The organism is Pseudomonas sp. BP11-1-1, assembly GCF_052112105.1.
GTDB lineage: Bacteria > Pseudomonadota > Gammaproteobacteria > Pseudomonadales > Pseudomonadaceae > Aquipseudomonas > Aquipseudomonas alvandae.
On the sequence record NZ_JAUTYU010000005.1, the window covers coordinates 117,592 to 140,780 of the forward strand.

The following is a 23,189-nucleotide window of genomic DNA, read 5'->3' on the forward strand; positions in this document are numbered from 1 at the left end:
GGAGAACTTATCCGGCCGACCAGGAATGACCAAAGAGAGTCGTCATATTTGAGATAGCTGATCGTCCCTCTGCCTCCGTAAGATTGAACGTTTTCGGCTGTTGACGAAGGGCAAGCCGGTGCGAGTATTCCCGGGTACCCGGGGGATATGGAGTTGCCCTCGCCAGGGTTGGTGTTTGTCGGGCCTCCTGTGGAACCCTTGGAGGTGGGGCCGTATAACGAACTCAGTGGTCGGAGTAGGGGGGATGGGTTGGATATTGATCACATACCGTCTAGGAAGGCGTTGGAGTTTCATATTCGTATGAACGGTTACGATATGAGCCCCTTCGAAATCCGGGAAGCGATCCGACGGGCACCGTGCATTGCCGTTCCTTCAAGTGTCCATCGCACATTCAGTGATACGTATGGTGGACGCAACAGTTTGGAGAAGAGCATGAATGATGCTGCAGATTTGGAAATAGCAGTGAACAGTAACCTAGCAGCACTAAAACCGGGTCTTGTGGAGTCTGGTGCATCAGAGTCAGATATAGAAGCGGCCCTAAAGTTGTTGCACGATTTGCATAAAAAACAGGGGTGGTATTGATGAATGTTTTTGAATTTGAAGTGCTCATCGAACGTATCGGAACTTCGCACGAGGTACTGGTAGGGCAGGGCGTACTTCCCGACCAAACATTGACCGAAATGTATGAGGGGCGAGATCGTCTTGAGCTTGAACTGGAACCGGGTATTGAGTTGGAGTTCTGGCGGGAGACGAGGAGGCTCGAGACGCTTTTCGTTACCCTCATACGAACTACACCTTCGACGAAGGAGTATAAAGGCGAGCTCCCTGCTCTCTATATGGCACAAATGACGCAGTCTGATGTTCATGCCATGTTCGGGAAGCCGATGGCATCGAAAGGCCCCATAAAAATGCCCGTGCCGATAGGGATGACCGGGGGGTGGGATTCGTACCCATTGGACCCAGAACGGTATCCGGGTAAAAAGGTTATTTTTCAATATACCCAGGATATGAGAGTGAAGACCTTGGTCTTCACTTTAATCGATAAAGGGCATTTCTGATGGGTGACGTTGTTGCTGGTTTATTTTGTGGCATAGAGATGGACCAAGCAGCCGGAGAAGCTGTATATGCCAGGGGCAATAGTGTGATCGTTGCGCCGAGGCAGCAACACTGGCGCGCCCGGCATAACAAACTCGGCGTTAAATACAAATAAATCATCCTCTGAACGCACCTGCTCAATCCCCCCGCGAGTAGGTGCGTCATCAAGGGCGCATGCTTAAAAAAGGAAAAACCAAAGATGGAACTTAAACCCAAACTCCAGGATTACACCGAGTCCGAGTTTCAAACGTTTGTCGAAAAAATATGGAACGCCGACATGCGCAAGGAAACGCACGATCAACTAATCAATCATTTTGACCGTATCGTAGGTCATCCCAAGGGCGCGGATCTGCTTTTTTATCCGCAGGACACGACGAACCGCAACTCCCCGGCAGGCGTTGTCCATGAGGTTAAACACTGGCACCACGAGAAAAACATCATTGCGTTCAAGGGCGGAGCGCTTCCCGCGCCGGTCAAGCCTGCGCCCACGTTGAGCCATGTTGGACGCGCCACGGCGAGAGCCACGCAAGAACTTGCCAAGGCGCGGCGGATAGCTGGGGAAATTGCCGCTGCGGAGCAGAAGATAGAATCGGCCTTCACGCTGCTTGGGAGCGCCATCCGGTCGCTGGCGGAGCAGAGTCCGAACGCGACGCTGGGCCCTATGGAGAAAGACATTCGTCATATCGAGCACGCTCAACATGAGCTGCTCATGGCCGTACGTACATTTGAGCGCGATAAGATGACCGTTGAATTCGCCAAGAATTGGGCCCAGCAGAATCTCGCCCACAACCAGGCGGATAAGACCATCTGGCAAGCCAATTTGCAGCAGGCCATCGCCAACCACAGTCATTATGTCGCACGTTTGGCGCTTATCTCCCAGCGTCATGCTGAACTACATCTCAAGGCCGAAACCGCGCTGGATAACGCTTGGGAGCACTTGGTGCGTTCGCGGGCAGCGGATCTTGGCGCCGTTTTATTTCGTGTGTCCGCAGCCGACAATCTGGAATGCCCGAAACTATTGGTCAGTAACGCGCAGCCTTTGGTCCCCCTCCAGCGAACGGCCCTGCAAAAGGCGCTCCGTTCCGCAGTCGCCGAGTTCAATTGGTCGTTGAGTGACGGAGCGCCGGAACATTCAGGGCAATACGCCGGCGTGCTGAGCTTCAGGTTCGCCAGCCGAGCGAAGGCCGTGCGTTTTGGCTTCTGCGCTGCGTTGACCGAACTTGCTCTGATCGATCCCGATTGGCAGGTACTTGCCGCCCAGCATGGCAACGTGGAGTTACCGCTGCGGATGAGTACCACGACGGCTGCCGTGAAACATGGCAGCCTGTCGTATGGGCTAAAAGAGATACGCGAGCTTTTTGAGGTCTATATCACGCCCAGTGCCGGAGGGGTGCCTGCGAAGGTTCGTGTCAGGCCCGCAGTTTGGCAGGAAGGCGAGAGGGCCTATCGATTCACGAGCGATGGCCCGCAGCCTTCCGTTATTGAGTGGACAGAACTACATGATGGCCTGGAAGCGTCGGTGGCGCCAAAGCCGGATAGGCTCGATTCCACTGGTTTTGCCCGCTCGTCACCGGTGCCGGAATTGGCCTTGTTCGACTCCGCCGAAGAGGTGCGATTCGATGACTATGTCGTGGTGTTCCCGCCGGATTCCGGCCTGGAGCCGGTCTATGTGCTGTTCAATGACCGTCGGGATTGTCCGGGGGTCGTGAGCGGAGAAGGGCACGCGGAGGCTGACGACTGGCAAACGCAGGCCTTGAGCAGCCAGGGCGCTTCGGTCCCTGCATCGGTTGCCGACCCATTGCGCGGGCAAGTCTTCGAGCGTTTCGATCTGTTCAAGCGTGCATTCTGGAAGGCCGTTGCGGCCGTGCCGGCGTTGAACGCCCAATTCAACATCGACAACAGGGCGTTGCTACTCAGCGGTTTGGCGCCCCGCAGTGAGTTGCCTGAAGACAACCGTGCGCTGCGCATTCTGCACCGCGTCGACGTCACACAGGGCGGTGGCGTCTACGATCTCGATAACCTGATTATTAAATATTGAAACCGGACGGCTTGGGCATGAGCGGCTCAGCCCTCCCGCTCAAGCCCCTCATCCACCTCGACAACACCTTTGTTCCGAGTCTTCAACTCACTGACAATCACCGCCGCCACAATCAAGCCTGCCCCGAGCAACGCAATCGCCGGCAACCGCTCACCCGCCAGCCGCCCCGCGATGCCGGCCCATACCGGTTCGCCGGCATAGATCAGCGTGGCGCGGGTCGGCGAGACGCTTTTCTGGGCCCAGTTCATCGCCACCTGGATCGCCGCGCTGGCGGCGCCCAGGCCGACGGCGCTGACCAGCAGCAGCCAGGAAAAGCTAGGGATCATTTCCTGGGTCGGCACCACCATCAGGAAGGCCAGCACCGCCGTGCTGGCCAGTTGCACCACCGTCACCCGGCGTACATCGACCTGGCCGGCGTAGGTACTGATCAGGATGATCTCGGCTGCGATCGCGATGGCGCTGATCAGCGTGGCTATTTCACCGGAACTGAAATTAAGTGATGCACCGGCGGGGCCCGACAACAACATGAGCCCGGTGAACGCCAGCATGATGCCGATGCTTGGCATCAGTCCTGGCCGCCGGCCCAGCACCAGCCATTGCAGCAACGGCACGAACGGCACGTAAAGTGCTGTGATGAACGCCGATTGGCTGCTGGGGATGGTTTGCAGGCCAACCGTCTGCAGGCCATAGCCGAGCATGATTGCTACGCCGATGAAACATCCAGCCTTGAGTTCGAACAGCGTCAGCGCGCGAAGATGCCGCCAGGAGAACAACGCGACAAACGCCGCCGCCGCGGCGAAGCGCAAGCCTACGAAGAACATCGGTCCGCTGACCGTCATGGCGTGCTGCACCAACAGGAACGTTCCGCCCCAGATCATGGTGATCAGCACCAGCACGCATTCGGCCTTGCTGAACCTTGGGAGGCGGGAGGATGCTTGCGGGGAATTCAACGATGCCATGACCTTGCGCGCTACTTGAGGCGGACGCACAATGCGCCCGAAGTTGGGCAGTATAATGCGCAACCTAGCCATGTGAGCAATATAGTGCACAAAGAATCCGGCCAACGGGCCTCCGTCCTGCAACACGTCAGCCAAAACGTCCGTCGTCTGCGGCATGCGGCCGAACTCAGCCAGACGGCGCTGGCCGAACTGTCGGGAGTCAGCCGACGGATGCTGGTGGCCATCGAGGCCGGCGAAAAGAACGTCAGCTTGACGACGCTGGACCGGGTTGCCGAAGCCTTGGATGTGGCTTTCAGCGATTTGATCCAGGCCCCCGAAGCCCGCGATCCGAGCCGAATCAACGAACTGGTCTGGGCCGGTGTGATCCCGGGCAGCAAAGCTGTGTTGCTCGCCAAGGCCACCGCCAGCCGTGAGGTAGAACTCTGGGAATGGCGGCTGGAGCCGGGCGAGCATTACCATTCCGAGTGCGACGCAGATGGATGGAGCGAACAGCTTTATGTATTCGAAGGCTGCCTGACGTTGCTGCTGGGCAGCGAGGAGCGCCGCATAGGCGTCGGTGAGTTCTTCATGTTTGCCAGCAACCAGCCCCATGCCTATCGCAACGATGGTCCGGTGGCGGCGCGGTTTGTGCGCAATGTGGTGATCTAAGTTCCCATTGCATGTACCTGTCAGATCTGACAGTAGCTGCTTGTGGACAGGTTTTTTATTATCAAAAGCCGATCAATACACCGAAATTCTTACGATGGAAACCAAAGACGGGGTGGCGTTTGCGCAGGTAGATCCAATGTTTCTACCGCCTCGAATAAAGCGAGCCTTGAACGGATGCGTGCCTTGCGATCTTCTCGACGACTGCAAGGTTATCGCACCCATTCCAGGGACCGCCGAGCCGGGGGATAGAATCAACTTTCATCTCTATACACCCTTGGGCGAGTTCTTCAGCTCGCCAATGGTCATCACTCAGGACTTGCTGGAGGAGAGGGAGGTGTGTTGGCACATGCTTTGTTGGGACTACTCCTTGGCGCCAGGAAGTTGGGTACGGTTGAAGTACGTGGTTCAGATCCAAAACAATGATCTGTACGACTCTCCGTTGCGGGAATATGCCGTTGTGACTTGAAAGTCCAACGCGCAGGTTATCCCTCCGTCATCGGCTGCTGGCCGAGTTATAAACAGCTGTCACTCGTTTGCTACCAAAGAACGCTTCCGGAGCATCAGGCGATGGCAGTAAGGTAGCGTCTCGTCGTTTCGTTGCTTGGCGCCCCTGGTCCCATGAGACGCGAACGATAACCGACCTGGGTGCAGGCTGTTTTCACGGCGGAAGCGTTCGATGACTGAAGTGCCAACCTCGATTTCCCGTTCCGCCGATGTCTTGATCATCGGCGGTGGCTTGAGTGGTGCCATGCTCGCTGCGCAATTGCTGCGCTTGCCGGGCCGGCGCGAAGTGCTGATTGTCGAGCCGCGTAGCGAGTTGGGCCGGGGCGAGGCGTACAGTGCCGTGGAACTGGGCCATACCTTGAATGGAAACGCGGCCCGCATGAGTGTCGACCCGGACAACGCCGATGACTTGACCCAATGGCTCACCGCGTTCATCAAGGCCGGAGGCTGGCCCGAGTCGGATCAGCAACACGTGCCCATCAGCGAGTTGTTCCCGCCCCGTGGAATATTCGGCCTCTACGCACAACAACGGTTGGCCGAGGCTCGTGCGCTTGGCGCGCGTAATGGTTCGGTGGCGGAGCACGTGCGCGCAGAGGCCGTCGATTTGCAGGTCATCGATGATGCCGTACGAGTGACACTCGGCGACGGACAAGTCCTGCAGGGACGCTTTGCCGTGCTCGCCACCGGCATGTTTCCGGCGGCGCGAACCCCACAAACTGAATCGAGCGGCTTGAACGCGGCGGCGCTGGATCCCTGGGATGTAGCCGCCATGCGCCAGCTCGATCCGCAGTCCACGGTGTTGATCATCGGCTCGGGGCTGACCATGGTCGATGCCGTGGTGTCTTTGGAACAGGCTGGGCATCGCGGGCCGATCGAAGTGTTTTCCCGCCACGGCCTGCTGCCCCATGTGCGCCGCCAACCACCGGCCTGGGTGGATTTCCTCGCCGAAGATCACACCCTGCGTTCGCCACGCCAGTTGATGCGAGCCCTGCGTGAGCAATGCCGCCAGGCCCAAGCCCAGGGCATCGATTGGCAGGCGCCGCTGGACACGGTGCGCGCCCATATCGGGCGTTTGTGGAATCAGGCCAGCGATGTACAGCGCCGGCAGTTCGTGCGGCATGTGCGGCCGTGGTGGGAGAGTCATCATCATCGCTCGCCGCCGTTGAGCGCGGAACTGGTGGCGCGTTTGCATGGGGAAGGGCGGCTGCGGATTCAGGCGGCTTCGTACAAGGGGCTTGTATCGTCTGGCGAAGGGTCGGTGGCAATCAACATTCGCCGACGGGGCGAGGCTGGACTGGAAGTGGTGCAGGGCGCCGCGTTGATCAACTCCAGCGGCATTGAATATGACTGGCGTCGGGTTGCCCGGCCGTTGCCGCAGCAGTTGTTGGCGCGGGGGCTGATCCGACCGGGGCCGTTGGCACTGGGTATCGCCGCGCGCGCTGATGGCGCGGTGCTGGATATCCAGGGCGAGCCGGCCGACCGCTTGTTCGCCATGGGCCCGCCATTGCGGGGGATGTGGTGGGAGAGCACGGCGGTGACTGATGTGGCGAGCCAGGCCAAGGCGTTGGCGGCACGGTTGGCTGAACTCCAAGCCCAGCGTTGAAGCAATACACATCCTGTGGCGAGGGGATTTATCCCCGCTGGGGTGCGAAGCGCCCCTAAGACCTGACGCCTCGGTGTGTCAGGTATATTTCAGGGCCGCTCCGCGGCCCAACGGGGATAAATCCCCTCGCCACAAAAGCAGGTCAGCGGCGGGCCGTGACTATTCGCTCACCCTCACCCAACGCTGTTCCAGTGCCGCCAGGCGAATCGCCGCCGCCAGCCGCTCCACTTCCCAGGCCTCTTCGAAGTCCGTCCCGCTGGCGCCTTCGCCGGCGAGCGCCATGATCAGTTCCTGCACTTCCAATGTCTTCAATTCGTTGTAGCCCAACTGGTGCCCGGCGGCTGGGCTGAACGCGGCATAGCCGGGCAGATCCGGGCCGGCCAGCAAACGCTGGAAGCCGGGCTGGCCGGCGCGGCAGACGCGCAGTTCGTTCAGTCGTTCCTGATCGAACGCCAGGGTGCCGAGGGTGCCGCTGATCTCGAAACTCAGGTGATTCTTGTAGCCATGCTTGAGCCAACTGCTGCTCACCGTGCCCCGGGCACCGTTGGCGAAACGCAGCAGCGCGTGGACCTGGTCATCGACCGCAATGGCGCGTTGTTCGGCATTGCCTACGCTGGCAGGGCGTTGGTTGTGCACGGTCTGGCTGTCGGCGCACACCGCTTCGACATCGCCCAACAAGTGCCGGGCCATGGCCAGCAAGTGGCTGCCCAGGTCCGCCAGTGCGCCGCCGGCATGGCTCGCTTCGCAACGCCATGACCACGGTGAGGTCGGTTCGGCCATGAAATCTTCGCTGAATTCGCCCTGGAAACTGATGATCCGCCCCAGTTCGCCGCGTTGGATCATGTCACGCGCCAACTGGATGATCGGGTTGTGCTGGTAGTTGTAACCGACCCGTGTTACCACGCCAGCAGCCTTGGCTGCCTGGCGCATCTGCTCGGCCTGTTCCAGGGAGACCGCCAGGGGCTTTTCGCAGTACACCGGTTTGCCCGCCGCTAGCGCGGCCATGGCCATCGGGAAATGCAGGTGGTTGGGGGTGGTGATGGCGACCAGATGAACCTTCGGGTCGTCGATCAGCCGTTGCCAGTCGCTGTGGGCCGTTTCGAATCCCCAGCTCTGGGCGCACTGGCGGGCACGCTGCGGATCGGCGTCGGCCAAGGCCGCGAGCGTCAGGTTCAGGGGAAGGTCGAACACCGCCTTGGCATTATGGAACGCCAAGGCATGGGCGCGGCCCATGAAGCCGGTGCCAATCAGACCGATGCCGAGTTCACGCATGAGAAGAGCCCTTTGAGTTTTTATTGTCAGAAGGGCTCTTTATGGAATAAATATTCTCTAATTGCAAATATTGGAATAAATATTCAATGTGCGAGCATTGAAGATCCCCTGTGGGAGCGAGCTTGCTCGCGATAGCGCTGCATCAGTTACACAAGTGCTGACTGATGCAGCGCTATCGCGAGCAAGCTCGCTCCCACAGGGTCTTTCACAGGGCTCACTGTCAGGAAAGGAACCCACCATCCACATTCAACGCCACGCCCGTGGTGTAGCTCGACGCATCGCTGGCCAGGTACAGCACCGCGCCGGCCATTTCGCTCGGGTCGGCCACGCGCTTGAGGGGGATTTGCGCCAGGGCGGTCTTCAGGATGGCGTCGTTCTTCACCAGCGCCGAGGCGAACTTGGTGTCGGTCAGGCCCGGCAACAGGGCGTTGCAACGGATGCCGAACTGCGCGCACTCCTTGGCAAAGACCTTGGTCATGTTGATCACCGCGGCCTTGGTCACCGAGTAGATGCCCTGGAAGATGCCCGGCGAGATGCCGTTGATCGACGCCACGTTGATGATGCTGCCGCCGCCGTTCTCGCGCATCAGCTTGCCGGCTTCCACCGACATGAAGAAGTAACCGCGGATGTTCACGTCGACGGTTTTCTGGAACGCACCCAGGTCGGTGTCCAGCACGTTGCAGAACTGCGGGTTGGTGGCGGCGTTGTTCACGAGGATGTCCAGGCGCCCGAACTGCTCGCGGATACCGGCGAACACTTGGCTGATCTGTTCCATCTCGCCGATGTGGCAGGCGATGGCGGTGGCCTTGCCGCCAGCGGCGATAATCGCATCGGCGACGTGCTGGCAACCGTCGAGCTTGCGGCTCGAAACGATCACGTGGGCGCCTTGCTGGGCCAGCAGTTTGGCGATGGCCTCGCCGATGCCACGGCTGGCGCCGGAAACGAAAGCGATTTTACCGTCGAGGTCGAACAACTGGGTCTTGGACATGCTGTTTCCTTGTTATAGGTGCGCTCAGAGCGTGGATTTGCTGATGACCTGCAGGCTCATCTGCTCCAGCAGTTTGTTCATCTGAACGAACTGCGCGAAGCGTTTGTCCTGGGTCTGGCCATGGAAGAAGCGGTAGTAGATCTGTTGGACAATACCGGCCAGGCGGAACAGTCCGTAGGTGTAGTAGAAGTCGAAGTTGTCGATGCGGATTCCGGCGCGCTCGGCGTAGTAATCGACGAATTCGCGGCGGGTCAGCATGCCCGGCGCGTGGCTTGGCTGACGGCGCATCAGTTGCACCGGTGCCGGGTCGTTGGCCTCGATCCAGTAGGCCAGGCTGTTGCCCAGGTCCATCAGCGGATCGCCGAGGGTGGTCAGTTCCCAATCCAGCACACCGATGATCTGCATCGGGTTGTCCGGGTCGAGGATGACATTGTCGAAGCGGTAGTCGTTGTGGACGATGCTGGATGTCGGATGATCGGCGGGCATCTTGTCGTTGAGCCAGGCCTTGACCGCCTCCCACTTGGGCGCATCGGGGGTCAGGGCTTTTTCGTAGCGCTCGCTCCAGCCACGGATCTGCCGCGCCACGTAGCCTTCGGGCTTGCCCAGGTCAGCCAGGCCACAGGCGTTGTAGTCGACGCGGTGCAGCTCGACGAGCCGGTCAATGAAGCTCTTGCACAGTGCTTCGGTGCGGACGGCGTCGAAGCCCAGTTCCGGCGGCAGCTCGGCGCGCAGGATGATGCCCTTGACCCGTTCCATCACGTAGAACTCGGCGCCCATCACCGACTCGTCGGTGCAGTGCACGTAGGCTTTGGGGCAGTACGGGAAACCTTCGCGCAGTTGATTGAGGATGCGGAACTCACGGCCCATGTCGTGGGCCGACTTGGCCTTGTGGCCGAACGGTGGCCGGCGCAGGACGAACTCCTGCTCGCGGTATTCCAGCAGGTACGTCAGGTTCGACGCGCCACCGGGAAACTGGCTGATCACCGGCGTACCGGTCAAGCCAGGAATGTGGGCCTTGAGGTACGGGTCGATCAGGTTGGCATCGAGTTCTTCACCGTCGCGCACGTGGGTGGACTGATCAGTCACTGCCATGCTTATCCCTTCTGCTTATTTTGGAGGCCATCGATCATTGGCTAATCTAATGGCGCGTGGGAGGCGTCACAAGCACGCCGGGGTCTTATAGGTTAGCGTGTTGCTGGATAATCAGCGGGCTTGATGCATCGCGCCGTGCGCGTCGGGTAGGGGCGAGCTAAGGTTTTGGAGTCTGTCGCTTTCAAAGGAGCAACCGCGATGGGATGCCCGCAAGTCTGTGGCACCGCGACCTTGCAATGCAGCTTCGGCGCAGCCCCGGCGGTGCTCAATGTGCTCCCGGTCAATCGCCTGCTGACCGGCGGAATGCCCGCGGCGAATATCATGGATCACATACCCTTGGTGAACGTCACCACGTTCGGTATGTGCCAGAGCTTGGCGAACCCGACCGTGGCCGCCGCCACCGCGGCGGCACTCGGCGTGCTGACCCCCATGCCCTGCATCCCGGCCACCGCGGCCCCATGGATCCCCGGCGGCGCCCCGACCCTGTTGCTCGGCAACATGCCGGCCATCGATGCCAACAGCACCTTGATGTGTACCTGGGCCGGGGTGATCAAGATCGTCGTGCCAGGGCAGGTGCAGATGCTCATCCCCTGATCGGCAATCTTGCAGGCATTGCACCGCCCCCTGTGGGAGCGAGCTTGCTCGCGATAGTGGTGGGTCAGTGGGTGGTGATGTTGGATGTGTTGGCGTCATCGCGAGCAAGCTCGCTCCCACAGGGGGAGAGGCAAGACAATCGTTATGCCTGCGCCGGATCATTCCAGCGCCTGAACCACCAGCGCACCCGGGAGATCGGCTTGCCCCCGGCATCCAATGGCCGGCCGTCTTCGGCATAGGCCTGGGCCGGTTCCAGCAGTTGGCCGTTGAGGTAACGGGCTTCTACTGCCGGGCTGCCGTTGGGGTGCAGGCGCCGATAATGACCGTCACGCACGCCGTCGCGATAGAACTCGGCCTCGGCCAGTTGCCCGTCTGGAAAGTAGTTGCTCGCCTCACCGTGCAACAACCCACGGCGGTACGTGGCCTGGCGTTGCAAGCCGCCCTCGGCCGCATGGAAGCTCGCCACGCCGTGCAGTTTGCCCTTCACGAACGGCAATACGGCCGAGACCTTGCCATTGGGGTGATACAACGTGCTGGTGCCTTCCAGTTCACCCTGGCTGTAGTTGAGTGTCGCTTGCGGGCGCTGTGCTTCTTCAATTTGCAACGGGCCGTCGAGCTTGCCATCGATCAGTTGCCCCTTCAGTTGGCTGTCGTCACGTTCCACGTCCAGTTTCTTCGAGGCCATGGCCGCGCTTCCTCAGTTGACCTTCACCAGGCCGCCCTTGATGGTCAGCATGCCGCCACCGTCCACGGTCTGTTCGGCGGCGGCCTTGTTCACCAGGCTGATGCCGGCGTCGTTGGTCAGGGTGGTGCCGGCCTTGTTTTCCAAGGATGTCCCCGCCTGGTTGCTCAAGGCGGTGCCGGCCTTCTGGCTGATGGACGTGCTGGCCTGGGCGGCCAGGTCCGCGCCGCTCTTGATGGCGAAGCTGCCGCCGCTTTGCAGGGTGAGGGTGCCGCTGACCTTGATGGTCAGGTTGCCATCCACCGTCAGGCTGTAATTGCCGGTGACCTTGTGATCGTAGTTGCCGCCAGTGCTGTGGGTCTGGTCCGAGCCCACGGTCACGGTGCGGGTGTCCTTCACGTCGAGGCTGTCGCTGCCGGTCTGGATGGTCACGCTGCGCTTGCCTTTCTCCAGCGTGACGGTTTCGTCGCCGTCCTTCACCGTGCGAGTTCGGGCGTTCTGCACCGTGAGGGTTTCATCGTGGCCGACGGTGGCGGTGGTGTCGTTGAGCACGTTGATGTTGAAGTCCTTTTGCGCCTGGAGAAACACCTCTTCGGCGTCCTTCTTGTCTTCAAACCGCAGCTCGTTGAAACCGCCACCGCCCTTGGACGAGTTCGTCTTGATCCCGGACTGGGTCTGGTTCGCTGGGAGCGCGTAGGGCAGGGCATTGTCGCCGTTGTAGACGCAACCGGTGACCAAGGGGCGGTCCGGGTCGCCGTCGATGAAGGTGACGATGACTTCCTGGCCGATACGCGGTACGAATTGCATGCCAAAGCCCTTGCCACTCCAGGGCAGGACCACGCGCACCCAGCAGGAGGAGGCCTCGTCGTTCTTGCCGGTGCGATCCCAGGGGAACTGCAATTTGATCCGGCCATATTCGTCTGTCCAGATTTCTTCGCCGGCCTTGCCCACCACCAGCGCCGTCTGGGTGTGCATGCGCGGTTTGGGCGTGATGCGAGCCGGTCGGTAGGCGGTGGCCTTGGGGATCGCTTCGAAGCGGTTGCGGTAGCTGTCGTGGCTGGCCTCATGGCTGACCGCCGTCACCAGCCAATCGATATTCAACGTCGCATCTTCATGACCGGCGAGGGTGAACCAATAGCCCGGCACCAGCCAGCGACAATCGCTTTCGCCGACGAAGCGTTTCTCTTGGCTGCGCAGGCCGTCCACCCGCTGTTTGGTCAACGCGTCGCCCTGGGCCTTGGCGGTATAGCTGCCCGGATGTTCGTACATCGAACTCGGCCCGGCCACGGCTTCGGCCTGGCTGAAGAGCGATGTTGTCGGCGTGGTGAACTCATAATCGGTGGCCTGGTAAACCCCGGCCACCGCTTGCAGGCAGACCTGGCCTGAGCGGATGCCGTGCAGCTCGCGTTCCCCCAGTTTCTGCCCGAGATAATTCACCGTCGGCCCATTGGGGATGGGCGCGAAGGCGTCGTTGCTGTCGGCCAGGACCAGGGTGTGCTTGCCGTCTTCATGGCTGAAGAACCAGAAAATCCCGTCCTCTTCCAGCAGGCGCGACACGAAGGCCAGGTCGGTTTCGCCGTATTGCACGCAGTACTCACGGGGTGCGTAGCTGCCGGTGAGCTTGAGCTGGAAGTCCGTGAAGCCGTGGGCCTTGAAAATCGTGGTGACGATGTCCGACGTGGCGAGGTTCTGGAACACCCGATTGTTGCTGGCCAGGCTCAACCACCAGAGCCATGGACGCAGCAGGAGTTGATATCGCTCGGCGGTGGCGTCGGCTGGCAGTTGGCGGATCTCGGCTACCAGCCAATCCAGCGGGCGCAGCAAGGCGTCCTTGTGCAACGTGGTGGTCACATGGCTGGCGACAGCCGTGGTGAGGTCAAGCGAGGCGCCGTCGTTGAGACCGTTGAGGATGTGCGAGCCCAGCGCGTTGAGGCGCTCTTCGCCGGACAATGAGTCAGGGTAGAGCGCCGACAGCGAGCTGGCGGTGAGGGATAGGGTGGTGTTGATGTCGACGGTACGGGGCATGGAGCAGCCTCAAGGCATAGACTAGATTCCTGGCTAGACGATATTTAACTAACCAAACCAGAGCTTTCCCGACTTCCCATGAAAAAAACTATTGATGGCCTGTGGCTTTTTTTCTTTTAATTTGTCTATTTCCGCTGCGGCATTACGAACTAGGCGCGCGTCATTTTTGTATGCTGGCCCCCACCGATGAGCCGGCGCGCTAGCTTTGGCATCAGTCTGTATGGAACCGGTAAACCACTTCGTGATGACTGTCTCGTTTTCTCCGCTGGCGGCGTTGAACTGTTCCTTGGTCTGCAGCCATTCCCGATTTCTATAACGGTGAAATAGATAATTGGAAACAAAATGCCCTGGAATCGGCTGTTCGGTCCTGGGATGTCTCCCGAACAAGTAATCACTGATGACTTGCGGCGCCCGGTAGCTTTGCGATTCGAGGGTTTCATCGTTAATGAACTTCTCGGTGGCATATCCATTCAAGTCAGTTGGAAAGCAATCCGCCAGCCATTGCCAGAGAAACAGGGACGGCTTACCCGGTTTATCGCTTTGCGAAGGTGCTCGATAATCGGCGGTGTAGCTATACAGGCGTGGGATCTCCGCCACTGTGCCCAATAGACCGTTGGCAATGGCCAGCCATTGCAAGCTGTGGGTATGTTCGCCATGTCGGCCATCCATACTGTCTTTCCAGAACAGACTGGCGCGTAGCAGTTGGCCAAGGAAGCGATCGCCCCCGATCAGGCGCACGGCGATGGGCAGCCCTCGCTCCGAGGTATCGTTACGTAAACCTTCGTGGTACTGAAATCCATACTGGGCGGCGACCAGCCCCATTGCCCGGGTAAACTTGTTCGGCGTCATCGGGGTTAGTCTTCGATAATGTTCCCAGATCTTTGCAGAGACCTCGGTCAGACTGGTTTGGAAATGAAGGTCATTGCAAAGGAAAGCCGCGATATGTGAGTAGGCAGTATAGAAAAGAGCGTCATCCAGCGGCGCCGGAGCCGTTTTACGCTCGCCGTTTGCGAATTTGGTAAAGCGAAAGTTGTTGGCTCTTAAACTGACTTCGGCTTCTGCCGCGTTAGCAAATACTGTGTTGGCCATCATGCGTTCCCTCTATGCCCTTTGGGTTATTTGCAAACCGTTTTTTGTCGATCCTTACTCCAACACCCACTCCGCCAACTTCCCCGTCACCTGCGTCATCAGCACGTTCTCGACATCCCGCGCCCCGGCGGCGCTGCACTTGGCCAATACCGCCTTGACGATCCCGGCGTCGAACTCGAACTGCTTGCCCGTCGCGGCCTTGTAGCGCCCGCGCAATTTCTCCAGCTTCGCCAGCACGATCCCTTCCAGCGTCGCTTCATCCAGCGGCCGGTACGCCACCACCGTCATCCGCGCCAAAAACGCCGGACGGAACGCTTGCAGCAACACCTTGTGCAACGCTTCGTTGAAGGCATCGCTGCCCAACTGCGCGACCGGCGTATCCAGCAGCAGTTCGGCACCGACGTTGCTGGTGGCGAGCATCACCGTGTTCTTGAAGTCCACCACCAGGCCGGTGCCGTCTTCCATCAGGCCTTTGTCGAAAACGTTGTAGAAGGCTTCGAGCACGTCCGGGTGGGCCTTTTCGATTTCATCCAGTAGCACCACGGAATAGGGCTTGCGCCGCACCGCTTCGGTGAGCACGCCGCCGCTGCCATAGCCGACGTAGCCGGGCGGGGCGCCCTTGAGTTGGCTGACGGTGTGGGCTTCCTGGTACTCCGAGAGGTTGATGCTGATCAGGTTGCGTTCGCCGCCGTACAAGGCATCGGCCAGGGCGTAGGCGGTTTCGGTCTTGCCCACGCCGGTGGGGCCCACCAACAAAAACACGCCGACCGGTTTCTGCGGGTCGGTGAGGCCGGCGCGGTAGGCTTGCAGGCGTTGGGCGATGGTGTTCAGCGCGGTGCCCTGGCCCATGACTCGCTGGCCCATGCGTTGGCCGAGGGTGCGCACGGCGTGGGCTTCGTCGGCGAGCATCTTGCCGACCGGGATGCCGGTCCAGCCGGCGATCACCGCGGCGACGGTCTTGCTGTCCACCTGTTCGGGCACCAGCGGGTCGTCCTGGCGAATGGCATCGAGGCCGGCCTCCAGGCGCAGCAGTTCGGCGGCCAGGTGGTCGATTCGGTTATCAATCTCGGTGTCGGCTTTTTCACTGTCGGCGCGCTCGCTCAAGGCGAGCAGTTCGCGGCGGGTGTCGAGCAGTTCGCGCACGGCCTCGCGTTCTTCGCCCCAACGGGTTTCCAGTTCGCGGATGGCCTGCACGTTGCTGGCCGACTCGCCCTCCAGCAGGGTGATGCGCTCGCGATGGTCCAGTCCGGTGGCCTGTTCCCGGCGCAGGCGTTCGACTTCATCCTTGAGGCTGTTCTGCCGATGGCGCAGGCTTTCCAGCGGCGGCGGTACGTCGTGCTGGCCGAGGGCGACCCGGGCGCAGGCGGTGTCCAGCACGCTGATGGCTTTGTCCGGCAACTGGCGCCCGGAGATATAGCGGTGGGACAGCTTCACTGCCTCATGGATGGCTGCGTCCAGCACCTGCACGCCGTGGTGCTGTTCCAGTTTGCTCGCCACGCCACGGAGCATTTCAACGGCGGTGAGCTCGTCCGGCTCTTCGACCTGGACCAACTGGAAGCGGCGGGCCAGGGCCGGGTCTTTCTCGAAGTACTTCTTGTACTCCAGCCAGGTTGTGGCGGCCAGGGTGCGCAACTCGCCCCGGGCCAAGGCTGGCTTGAGCAAATTGGCCGCGTCGCTGCCACCCTCGGCACCGCCCGCGCCAATCAGCGTATGGGCTTCGTCGATGAACAGGATGATCGGTTTTTCCGCGCTGCGGACCGCATCGATCACGCCCTTGAGGCGCTGTTCGAACTCGCCCTTGACGCCCGCGCCGGCTTGCAACAGGCCGAGGTCGAGGACCCGCAGCGTGACTTCCTGCAACGACGGCGGCACATCCCCGGCAGCGATGCGCAGGGCCAGGCCCTCCACCACGGCGGTCTTGCCGACACCCGGCGCGCCCACCAGGATCGGGTTGTTCTGCCGACGTCGGAGCAGGATGTCGATGCATTGGCGGATCTCGCCGTCGCGGCCGACGATGGGGTCGATGCGCCCGGCCCTTGCGTCTGCGGTCAGGTCCTGGGTGTACTGGTCCAGGACCGGGTCCTGTTTCTGGGGAGGCTCGCCGGGTTTGGCCGGGCGCATGCCAGCGACATGCTCACGGGAGCTTTCGGTCCATTCCAATAGGTGGGTGCGCAGGGCATCGCGGGGGATGCGCAGCAGGGACGAGGCGCTGTTGAGCAGCAGGCTGCGGCGCTCATCACGGTCCAGCAGTGCCAGCAGTAAAAGCCCGGAGCGGATGCTGTCCAGGCCCAACACGCTGGCCTGGACCACGGCATCTTCCAACAGGCCGATGGTTTGCGCCGACAGGGCAGGCGTGCGGGTGCTGCCGGATTTGAACAAGTCCAGCGCCTTGTTGGTTTCCGCCGCCACCGCATCACGTTCAAGACCGAAGCGCGGCAACAGGCAGGCGAAGTCACCGCCTTCGATGTCCAGCAATTCCAACAGCAGGTGTTCGATTTCCACGTAGTGGTGGCTGCGTTGCAGGCAACGTTGCGCGGCCCTTTCCAGGGCTCGGCGATTGTCCGGGTTGAGGCGTCCGATCAGGCTGGCCAGTTCCATTTCAGGCAATCTCCAGCTGACGAAGGCGGGTTTCGATGCGTTGCATGGCCAGGCTCGGCTGGCGTTGCAGGCCGCCGTTCCAGTTCAACCGTGGCGCTGCCTGGCGGCCCAGTTGCAGCGGCCCGGCACCACGGACCAGCAGCACCAGGGTGCAATCCAGGTCAGGGCCGAAATACAGCGCATAAAGGCTGGCGAGCAGCGGATGGGTTTCGCCGTTGGGCAGCAAGCCGTTGGCCTGGGTCGCGCTCAGCGGTCCCAGCGTCAGGCGCACGCCGGCGTGTTCGTCCCAGACCCGAGTGCCGGCCACCGCGTTGCGGCCCAGGCGCAGGTTGCGTCCGCCTGGCTGCAAGCGACTGCGGCTGGCGGGCGGGATTTCCCGCCAGCCACCTTCATAGGCGCTTAACTCTACCGGCAAGCCGAACTGCTCACGGACAATCGCTGCGAATCCAGCCAGGGAGCGGCGGCCATCGGCATACAACGCGGTGCAGGCCAGGACGGACGAGTCGGGTGCGGCCTGGCGTTCCTGCAAGGCCTTGGGCAGCAAGCCGGTCAATGCACGCATTTGCGCGTGTACGGCCGATGCGCCTGGGGCCGTGAACCCCAGGGCGATGCGGTGTTTGCGCATCACCTTGTAGAGCAGGCTGAGCAAGCGATGCTGGAACAGGTCGAGGAATTCCGCTGGCGCATGGTCCTTCGCCCGCGCCCGTTGTTGCAGCCATTCCTGGTAGGCGTAGGGCAGCGGACCGTCCGGGCCGCCGAGGCCGAAGATCGGCGTGGCCAGGGTTGGCGGCAGGCCGGGTTCCTGGCTCAGACTCTCGACTTCACTGGCGGCGAACAGCGGCGTCAACGGCCCGCGCAGACGCAAGGCTTCGGCGTGCGGCGCGGTGCCGCTGCCCAGGGGCTCGGCCTGGGGATGTTCACGTTCGAGCAACAGCAAGGCCTGGAGCCATTCGAAGCGTTGCGGGTCGCGCCGCAGTCGCTCGCTCAGGTTCAGAGCACCAGGGGTTTGCCGGCTTGGGGTTGCCATGTCTTCACCTCCTTGTCGGACTGGACCAGCACGGTGCGCACGAAGCGATTGGCGGTGGCGTAAAGGGAAAAGAACTGCGCCAGCACCCCGGAAAACAGCACCGCGCTGCTGCCGACGAAGTGTTGCGGATCCAGTTGCAGGCGCACCTCCAGGCCGTTGCGCCAGCCGCGCCAGGCGTCTTCGCCGACGTGGGCGATGACCCGCTCGCAACTCAGCCCCGATACCCCTTCGATCTGGCGATGGGCGCTGGCCTCGTCCCGCAGGTTGTGCAATTGAAGAATCTCCCGCAGTGCGTCCAGTGCCTGGGGGCCTTCAACCAGTGACAGATGGTTGAGGGTCAGTTGCGACACCAGCCGCCAGCGCGATTCACCGTCCAGGCGCGGCAGGCTTTGCGGGCTGGGTGGGTTGCGCAGGCGCGCCCAGGCCACCGGCCCCGGACGCTCGAAACCCAGCGGGGTGCCGGCCGGCAGGCTCTGGGCCAGGTGGCGATTGGTGCACAGCAGTTCGGCGGTGAGGCTGTAGTCGCGGGTTTCGGCCAGCGGGTCGAACTGGGTGTCCACCAGGCTGACCATCAAGTCGGTGCCCAATCGGTTCGGGCTCATGCCACTGACCCGTCGTGCATGCCAATAGCAGGTTTGGTCGCTGCCATGCTGGCTGCCGTAATAGGCCGGCACTTTGCGCACGCCCTGGCTGGACATGGCGCGCATGCCACGGATGCTGTGGATCTCGACGCTGTTTTCCCGATGACTGTCGGCCACCAGCCGGTACTCGCTGCGAGTGCCATCCGGGCGCAGCGGCTCGGAAGTCCTGGGAAACAGGTTGATCACGGGCGTGCAGCCCAGGGCGATGTCGCTGGCCTGGAGTGGCAGGCGGCTGGTGGGAGGGCGGTCGAAAACGATGTACAGGTACAACGACGGGCCGTCGCTGGTGGCACCGGCCAGTGGCAGGTCGAAGAAGCCGAATTTATCCGGGAAGGCAAAGTACTCGGCCAGCAGACGCATGCCAGGATGCACGCCGTCTTCATCCGGCAGCAAGACCTGGTCACTGGCGAAGCCGACGATCTGTGGCAAGCCTGTCAGCGACTCCGGCGCGCTGCCCGGCGCACCGGCCAGGACCTCGATGGCGTGCGCGCCCAGCAAATCGCACAGCCCGGCGTTGATGATCGGTGACGCTGCCAGGTGTACCCGCAGCGAGTCGATTCCCAGTGTCGACCACTGGCTTTCGCCCAGGCACCGCAGCTCCAGGCGCAAGGCCGAGCGGCCCCGGACCACTCCGGTCAGCGCCTGGGTTTCGTCGCTGCCCAGCAGCAATGCCTCGCTGATTTCCACCGGCCACAAATGCACGGCGGCGGTGGTCCGAAAATGAATGCTCTGGCCTTTGTCCGTGGTGACGAACAACGGCGTGTCGCGGGGCAGGGGGTAGCCCTCGTTCAAATTGCCTTTGCTCGGGTCGGGCTCGAACTGCACGATGGCGCACGACGGCAGGGGTCGCATGGCCAACGGATAAAGCTGTTCGAGCAGGGCATCACTGAATTCGGCGTAGTCGTCGTCCAGCCGGCGTTGCAAGCGTGCAGCCAACAGGGCGAAACCCTCCAGCAGGCGCTCGACATGCGGATCGGGGCATTCGCCGGGGGACAACTCCAGGCGCCGGGCGACCTTGGGGTAGCGCTCGGCGAACAGGCTCCCGGCATGCCGCAACCAGGTCAGTTCGCGTTGGTAATAGTCCAACAGTTGCGGGTCAATCGAGTCGCTCATGGCGCACCTCAAGGCCGTCGCCGGCGTGCTCGATGACAAAGGCCACGGGCCAGGCATGCAGGTCGCCCCGCAGCTCGCCCAGCAGCCGTATGCACAGTTGCTGCGGATGGCCCGGCACCGGGCAGACCTCGACCTCGCCCAGGCGCAGGCGCGGTTCGAAGTGGGTGATGGCCTGGCGGATCTCCCGGGTCAGCTGGCGACGGTCATCGCTGCGCTGCTGTTGCAGCGCGGTCCAGTCGGCGATGCCGTAGTCGAGGATGCTCGGTGGCTCGGTCAGCGCCCGTGGGCCGCGGCGGGTATTGAACAGGCGCGACAGTTCGGCATGCACCGAGTCTTGCAATGCCTGCCGGTCGAACGCCCGCCCGCTGTCGTCCGCCGGGCTGGCCAGGCGTTCGAACAGGGGCGGGCGCAGCCCTAAGCCTGCCATGGGCGCGGCTCCTTACTTGGTCATTTTGTTGGCGGCCAGGTCCCAGGTCGTGCCTGCCGTGCCTTCCTTGGTGCCGTCGTCTTTCTGCGCGGTGAGCTCCCATTTGATCTTGGTGAAGTTCAGCGACAGGGTTTCCACCGGTTTGCCACCGGTGCCGCCGCTGACACTGACGTTGGACAGCACGACGTTGGTCAGGGTGTAGATGATGAACGGCATGAGTTTGCCGCTGCCCTCGGCGGCGTTGCGGCCGACGGTGACGACGGCTTGCGGGATCGGCTTGCCGGCGCAGCAATACTCATTGAGCGACGGGGTGGAGCTGTCGACGAATTTGGTCAGGGTGAATTCGCCGATGTGCGGCCGGCCAGAGGTACGCTCCGAGTTGCTGACGTCGTTGGTGACCTGCATGGCCACGTTATGGCTGTAGGACATGACCTCGATCTTGTCCGTGAAACCCTCCAGCAGGCTGTCGCCCTTGATGTCGCCGCCGAGGTCGAGAATGATTGCATCCATTGTGTGGAACTCCTGAATTCGAGTGGGTTGTTCAACGCAAAACCTGTGGCGAGGGGATTTATCCCCGTTGGGGCGCGAAGCGGCCCTAAACCTGACAACCCGGTGTGTCAGGCAGATTGAGTTGACCGCTTAGGGGGCTGCTGCGCAGCCCAACGGGGATAAATCCCCTCGCCACAACGAGCGTTCTCGCCACAGGTTTTATTGGTCAGGCAGCGACGGGCGGCGGCAGCGTCGCCACCAAACGGATCGAGGCAGTCAACTCCTCCAGTTGGAAGTGCGGCCGCAAGAACACAGTGGCCTTGTAGGCGCCTGGCTTGCCCGCCACCTCCGTCACGTCCACCCGGGCTTCGCGCAACGGGTACTGCGCCTTGATCTCTTGCGGCGCGTTGTCGTTGATCAGCACGTAGTCGGCGATCCAGTTGTTGAGGTACGTCTGCACATTGTCGCGGGTCATGAAACTGCCGACCTTGTCGCGCATGATCACCTTCAGGTAATGGGCGAAACGCGAGGCCGCCAGCACGTACGGCAACATCGCCGAGATTCGCGCATTGGCGTTGGCCTCGTTGGTGTTGTAGAGCTTGGCCTTGTTGGTGGTCTGGCCGCCGAAGAACACCGCCACGTCGCTGTTTTTCTTGTGGCACAGGGAGATGAAGCCCAGGTCGTTGAGTTCCTTTTCACGACGGTCGGTGATCGCCACTTCGGTCGGGCATTTGAGCGACAGATCCCCGGAACTGGTGCGGAAGGTATGGGCCGGCAGGCCTTCGACCGCGCCACCGCCCTCGGCTCCGCGAATGGCCGCGCACCAGCCATATTTTGCGAAGGCTTCGGTGATGCGTTGCGCCAGGGTCCAGGCAGCGTTGCCCCACAGGTATTTGCTGTGGTCGGTGCCGTTGACGTCCTCGACGTAGTTGATGCCCTCCACCGGCAGCGTGTCCGGGCCGTATGGCAGGCGCAGCAGGAAGTGCGGCAGCACCAGGGACACGTAGCGCGAGTCTTCACTTTCACGGAAGGCGCGCCACTTGATCAGCTCCTGGCTTTCGAAGATTTTCGACAGGTCTCGGGGGATCGCCAGTTCGGTGAAGCTGGTCATGTCGAACAAACGTGGGCTGGCGGCGGCAATGAACGGCGCGTGCGCGGCGGCGGCGACGTTCGAGAGTTTTTCCAACAGGCCGATGTCCTGCGGGTGCCGGCCGAAGGTGTAGTCGCCCACCAGCAAGCTGAACGGGTGCCCGCCGAAGGTGCCGTATTCTTCTTCGTAGATTTTCTTGAACAAGGCGCTCTGGTCGAATTCGACGGCTTTTTCCAAGTCGTTCTGCAGTTCTTTCTGGGTGACGTTGAGCAGGCGCAATTTAAGGCGGGTGCTGGTTTCGGTGTTCCGCACCAGCAGGTGCAGGCCGCGCCAGGAGGCTTCGAGTTTCTGCAGGTCGGGGTGGTGCAGGACTTCGTTGAGTTGGGCGCTGATCAACTCGTCGATCTGACTGATGCGGTCGTTGATCATGGCCACGGTGTCTTTGTCGATGGCCATGCCTTCGTCGAGGACCTGGGTGGCGAATTCGGCCAGCATGTCGCGGGCGTAGTCTTGCTGGCTGTCGTCGTGGGCCATGCGGCCTTCGGCGATGATCTTGTCCAACAGGGACAGGGTCTGGGTCGTGCTCTCGCTGGTTTGAGCGCTGGATGAAGCAGGCATGGCTTTATCTCCCTTGAATGAGGCGCGCGATCAGGCCTGTGGTTCGGCTGGGGCAGGGTCATCGTTGGCGGCGACGGTCGGCAGTTCTTGCGTCGCGTCCTGGGGCCGGGCCGACTTGATCTCCTGCAGGCCTTCGGTGTTGGCGATCACGTCACGCAGCAGCTTGTCCAGGTCATCGTTACCGTCGAGCTTGGTCAGCAAGTCCCGCAGGCGCTGCCGCGCTTCGAACAAGCGGCGCAACGGCGTGACTTGCTCGACAACCTTGACCGGGTCGAAGTCGTCGATGTGACGGAAGTTGAGTTCGATGTTGAGCTTGCTGTCGTCGCCGCTGAGGGTGTTGTTCACCTGGAGCGTGGCGCGGGGGGAGATGGAGGCGAGCACCTCGTTGAAATTATCCCGATCGATCTCGGTGAAGCGCCGCTCGTTGAGCTTGGGCAGCGGCTCCAATGGCTTGCCCGAGAGGTCGGCCAGAATGCCGACGACCAGTGGCAGTTCTTTTTTCTCGATAGCGTTGCCGATTTCCACGTCATAGGTGATCTGGACGCGGGGAGGACGGACTCTGTCGAGCTTGTGCTGGGTACTTTCTGCCATGGCGGC

The 23,189-nt window shown here is 61.7% G+C and carries 20 protein-coding genes; 6 read left to right on the top strand and 14 right to left on the bottom strand.

The genetic code is table 11. The annotated features are described in order from the left end of the window. Positions 1-432 precede the first annotated feature (432 nt). From Q7C33_RS12955 to Q7C33_RS12965, 3 genes are all read left to right on the top strand, one after another. Positions 433-582, top strand: a complete 150-nt coding sequence (locus Q7C33_RS12955) for a hypothetical protein (protein ID WP_187293344.1) — start codon at positions 433-435, stop codon at positions 580-582. Beyond that, on the top strand, positions 582-1,058 hold the full coding sequence (locus tag Q7C33_RS12960) for a DUF6392 family protein (protein ID WP_323154727.1): 477 nt from the start codon (positions 582-584) through the stop codon (positions 1,056-1,058). Before Q7C33_RS12955 ends, Q7C33_RS12960 begins: the two co-directional genes overlap by 1 nt. A 236-nt stretch (positions 1,059-1,294) precedes the next feature. Continuing rightward, positions 1,295-3,133: a bacteriocin immunity protein gene (locus Q7C33_RS12965; RefSeq protein ID WP_407683501.1), complete on the top strand. Its 1,839-nt coding sequence runs from the start codon at positions 1,295-1,297 to the stop codon at positions 3,131-3,133. A 26-nt stretch (positions 3,134-3,159) separates the two neighbouring features. On the opposite strand, the gene Q7C33_RS12970 is transcribed toward Q7C33_RS12965, so the two are convergent. Further along, the gene (locus Q7C33_RS12970; RefSeq protein ID WP_407683502.1) at positions 3,160-4,164 is read right to left on the bottom strand and encodes a DMT family transporter; all 1,005 of its coding nucleotides are present in this window, start codon (positions 4,162-4,164) and stop codon (positions 3,160-3,162) included. A 12-nt stretch (positions 4,165-4,176) separates the two neighbouring features. On the opposite strand from Q7C33_RS12970, the gene Q7C33_RS12975 reads away from it, so the two are divergent. Together Q7C33_RS12975 and Q7C33_RS12980 are read left to right on the top strand one after the other, a co-directional pair. Beyond that, positions 4,177-4,740: a helix-turn-helix domain-containing protein gene (locus tag Q7C33_RS12975; protein WP_018612737.1), complete on the top strand. Its 564-nt coding sequence runs from the start codon at positions 4,177-4,179 to the stop codon at positions 4,738-4,740. 676 nt (positions 4,741-5,416) lie between these two features. Beyond that, positions 5,417-6,847, top strand: coding sequence for an FAD/NAD(P)-binding protein (locus tag Q7C33_RS12980; RefSeq protein WP_030141301.1), 1,431 nt, complete (start codon positions 5,417-5,419; stop codon positions 6,845-6,847). 159 nt (positions 6,848-7,006) lie between these two features. On the opposite strand, the gene Q7C33_RS12985 is transcribed toward Q7C33_RS12980, so the two are convergent. From Q7C33_RS12985 to Q7C33_RS12995, 3 genes are all read right to left on the bottom strand, one after another. Then, positions 7,007-8,119 (bottom strand): Gfo/Idh/MocA family protein, encoded by a 1,113-nt coding sequence (locus Q7C33_RS12985; RefSeq protein WP_030141302.1) that lies wholly within the window; start codon positions 8,117-8,119, stop codon positions 7,007-7,009. 220 nt (positions 8,120-8,339) lie between these two features. After that, the gene (locus Q7C33_RS12990; RefSeq protein WP_003180553.1) at positions 8,340-9,107 is read right to left on the bottom strand and encodes an SDR family oxidoreductase; all 768 of its coding nucleotides are present in this window, start codon (positions 9,105-9,107) and stop codon (positions 8,340-8,342) included. 24 nt (positions 9,108-9,131) lie between these two features. Next, a complete protein-coding gene (locus tag Q7C33_RS12995; protein ID WP_407683503.1) occupies positions 9,132-10,199 on the bottom strand; it encodes a phosphotransferase family protein in 1,068 nt (355 codons plus the stop codon). A gap of 198 nt (positions 10,200-10,397) precedes the next feature. On the opposite strand from Q7C33_RS12995, the gene Q7C33_RS13000 reads away from it, so the two are divergent. Then, positions 10,398-10,793: a DUF4280 domain-containing protein gene (locus tag Q7C33_RS13000; RefSeq protein WP_030142669.1), complete on the top strand. Its 396-nt coding sequence runs from the start codon at positions 10,398-10,400 to the stop codon at positions 10,791-10,793. 142 nt (positions 10,794-10,935) lie between these two features. Here the strand turns inward: Q7C33_RS13000 and Q7C33_RS13005 are convergent, their stop codons facing one another. From Q7C33_RS13005 to tssB, 10 genes are all read right to left on the bottom strand, one after another. Then, the gene (locus tag Q7C33_RS13005; protein WP_030142668.1) at positions 10,936-11,478 is read right to left on the bottom strand and encodes a toxin-antitoxin system YwqK family antitoxin; all 543 of its coding nucleotides are present in this window, start codon (positions 11,476-11,478) and stop codon (positions 10,936-10,938) included. Between the two features lie 12 nt (positions 11,479-11,490). Beyond that, positions 11,491-13,500 (bottom strand): type VI secretion system Vgr family protein, encoded by a 2,010-nt coding sequence (gene tssI / locus Q7C33_RS13010; RefSeq protein ID WP_030142667.1) that lies wholly within the window; start codon positions 13,498-13,500, stop codon positions 11,491-11,493. 48 nt (positions 13,501-13,548) lie between these two features. Next, positions 13,549-14,589, bottom strand: coding sequence for a LirA/MavJ family T4SS effector (locus tag Q7C33_RS13015; RefSeq protein WP_030142666.1), 1,041 nt, complete (start codon positions 14,587-14,589; stop codon positions 13,549-13,551). Positions 14,590-14,643: 54 nt separating this feature from the next. Further along, positions 14,644-17,187 carry a type VI secretion system ATPase TssH gene (tssH, locus tag Q7C33_RS13020; protein WP_030142665.1) on the bottom strand — a complete coding sequence of 848 codons (2,544 nt, stop codon included), beginning with the start codon at positions 17,185-17,187 and terminating at the stop codon, positions 14,644-14,646. 1 nt (position 17,188) lies between these two features. Beyond that, complete coding sequence (gene tssG / locus Q7C33_RS13025) at positions 17,189-18,214, bottom strand: type VI secretion system baseplate subunit TssG (protein ID WP_217861738.1); 1,026 nt, start codon at positions 18,212-18,214, stop codon at positions 17,189-17,191. Continuing rightward, the gene (tssF, locus tag Q7C33_RS13030) at positions 18,178-19,968 is read right to left on the bottom strand and encodes a type VI secretion system baseplate subunit TssF (protein WP_198797465.1); all 1,791 of its coding nucleotides are present in this window, start codon (positions 19,966-19,968) and stop codon (positions 18,178-18,180) included. The genes tssG and tssF overlap by 37 nt, the downstream gene beginning before the upstream one ends. Beyond that, positions 19,952-20,395 (bottom strand): type VI secretion system baseplate subunit TssE, encoded by a 444-nt coding sequence (tssE, locus tag Q7C33_RS13035; RefSeq protein WP_407683504.1) that lies wholly within the window; start codon positions 20,393-20,395, stop codon positions 19,952-19,954. The genes tssF and tssE overlap by 17 nt, the downstream gene beginning before the upstream one ends. Positions 20,396-20,407: 12 nt before the next feature. After that, entirely contained in the window at positions 20,408-20,905 is a 498-nt protein-coding gene (locus Q7C33_RS13040; protein ID WP_030142661.1) for an Hcp family type VI secretion system effector, read from the bottom strand. Between the two features lie 205 nt (positions 20,906-21,110). Then, positions 21,111-22,592, bottom strand: a complete 1,482-nt coding sequence (tssC, locus tag Q7C33_RS13045; RefSeq protein ID WP_407683505.1) for a type VI secretion system contractile sheath large subunit — start codon at positions 22,590-22,592, stop codon at positions 21,111-21,113. A 30-nt stretch (positions 22,593-22,622) separates the two neighbouring features. Then, positions 22,623-23,183, bottom strand: coding sequence for a type VI secretion system contractile sheath small subunit (gene tssB, locus Q7C33_RS13050; protein WP_030142659.1), 561 nt, complete (start codon positions 23,181-23,183; stop codon positions 22,623-22,625). Positions 23,184-23,189: the final 6 nt, after the last annotated feature.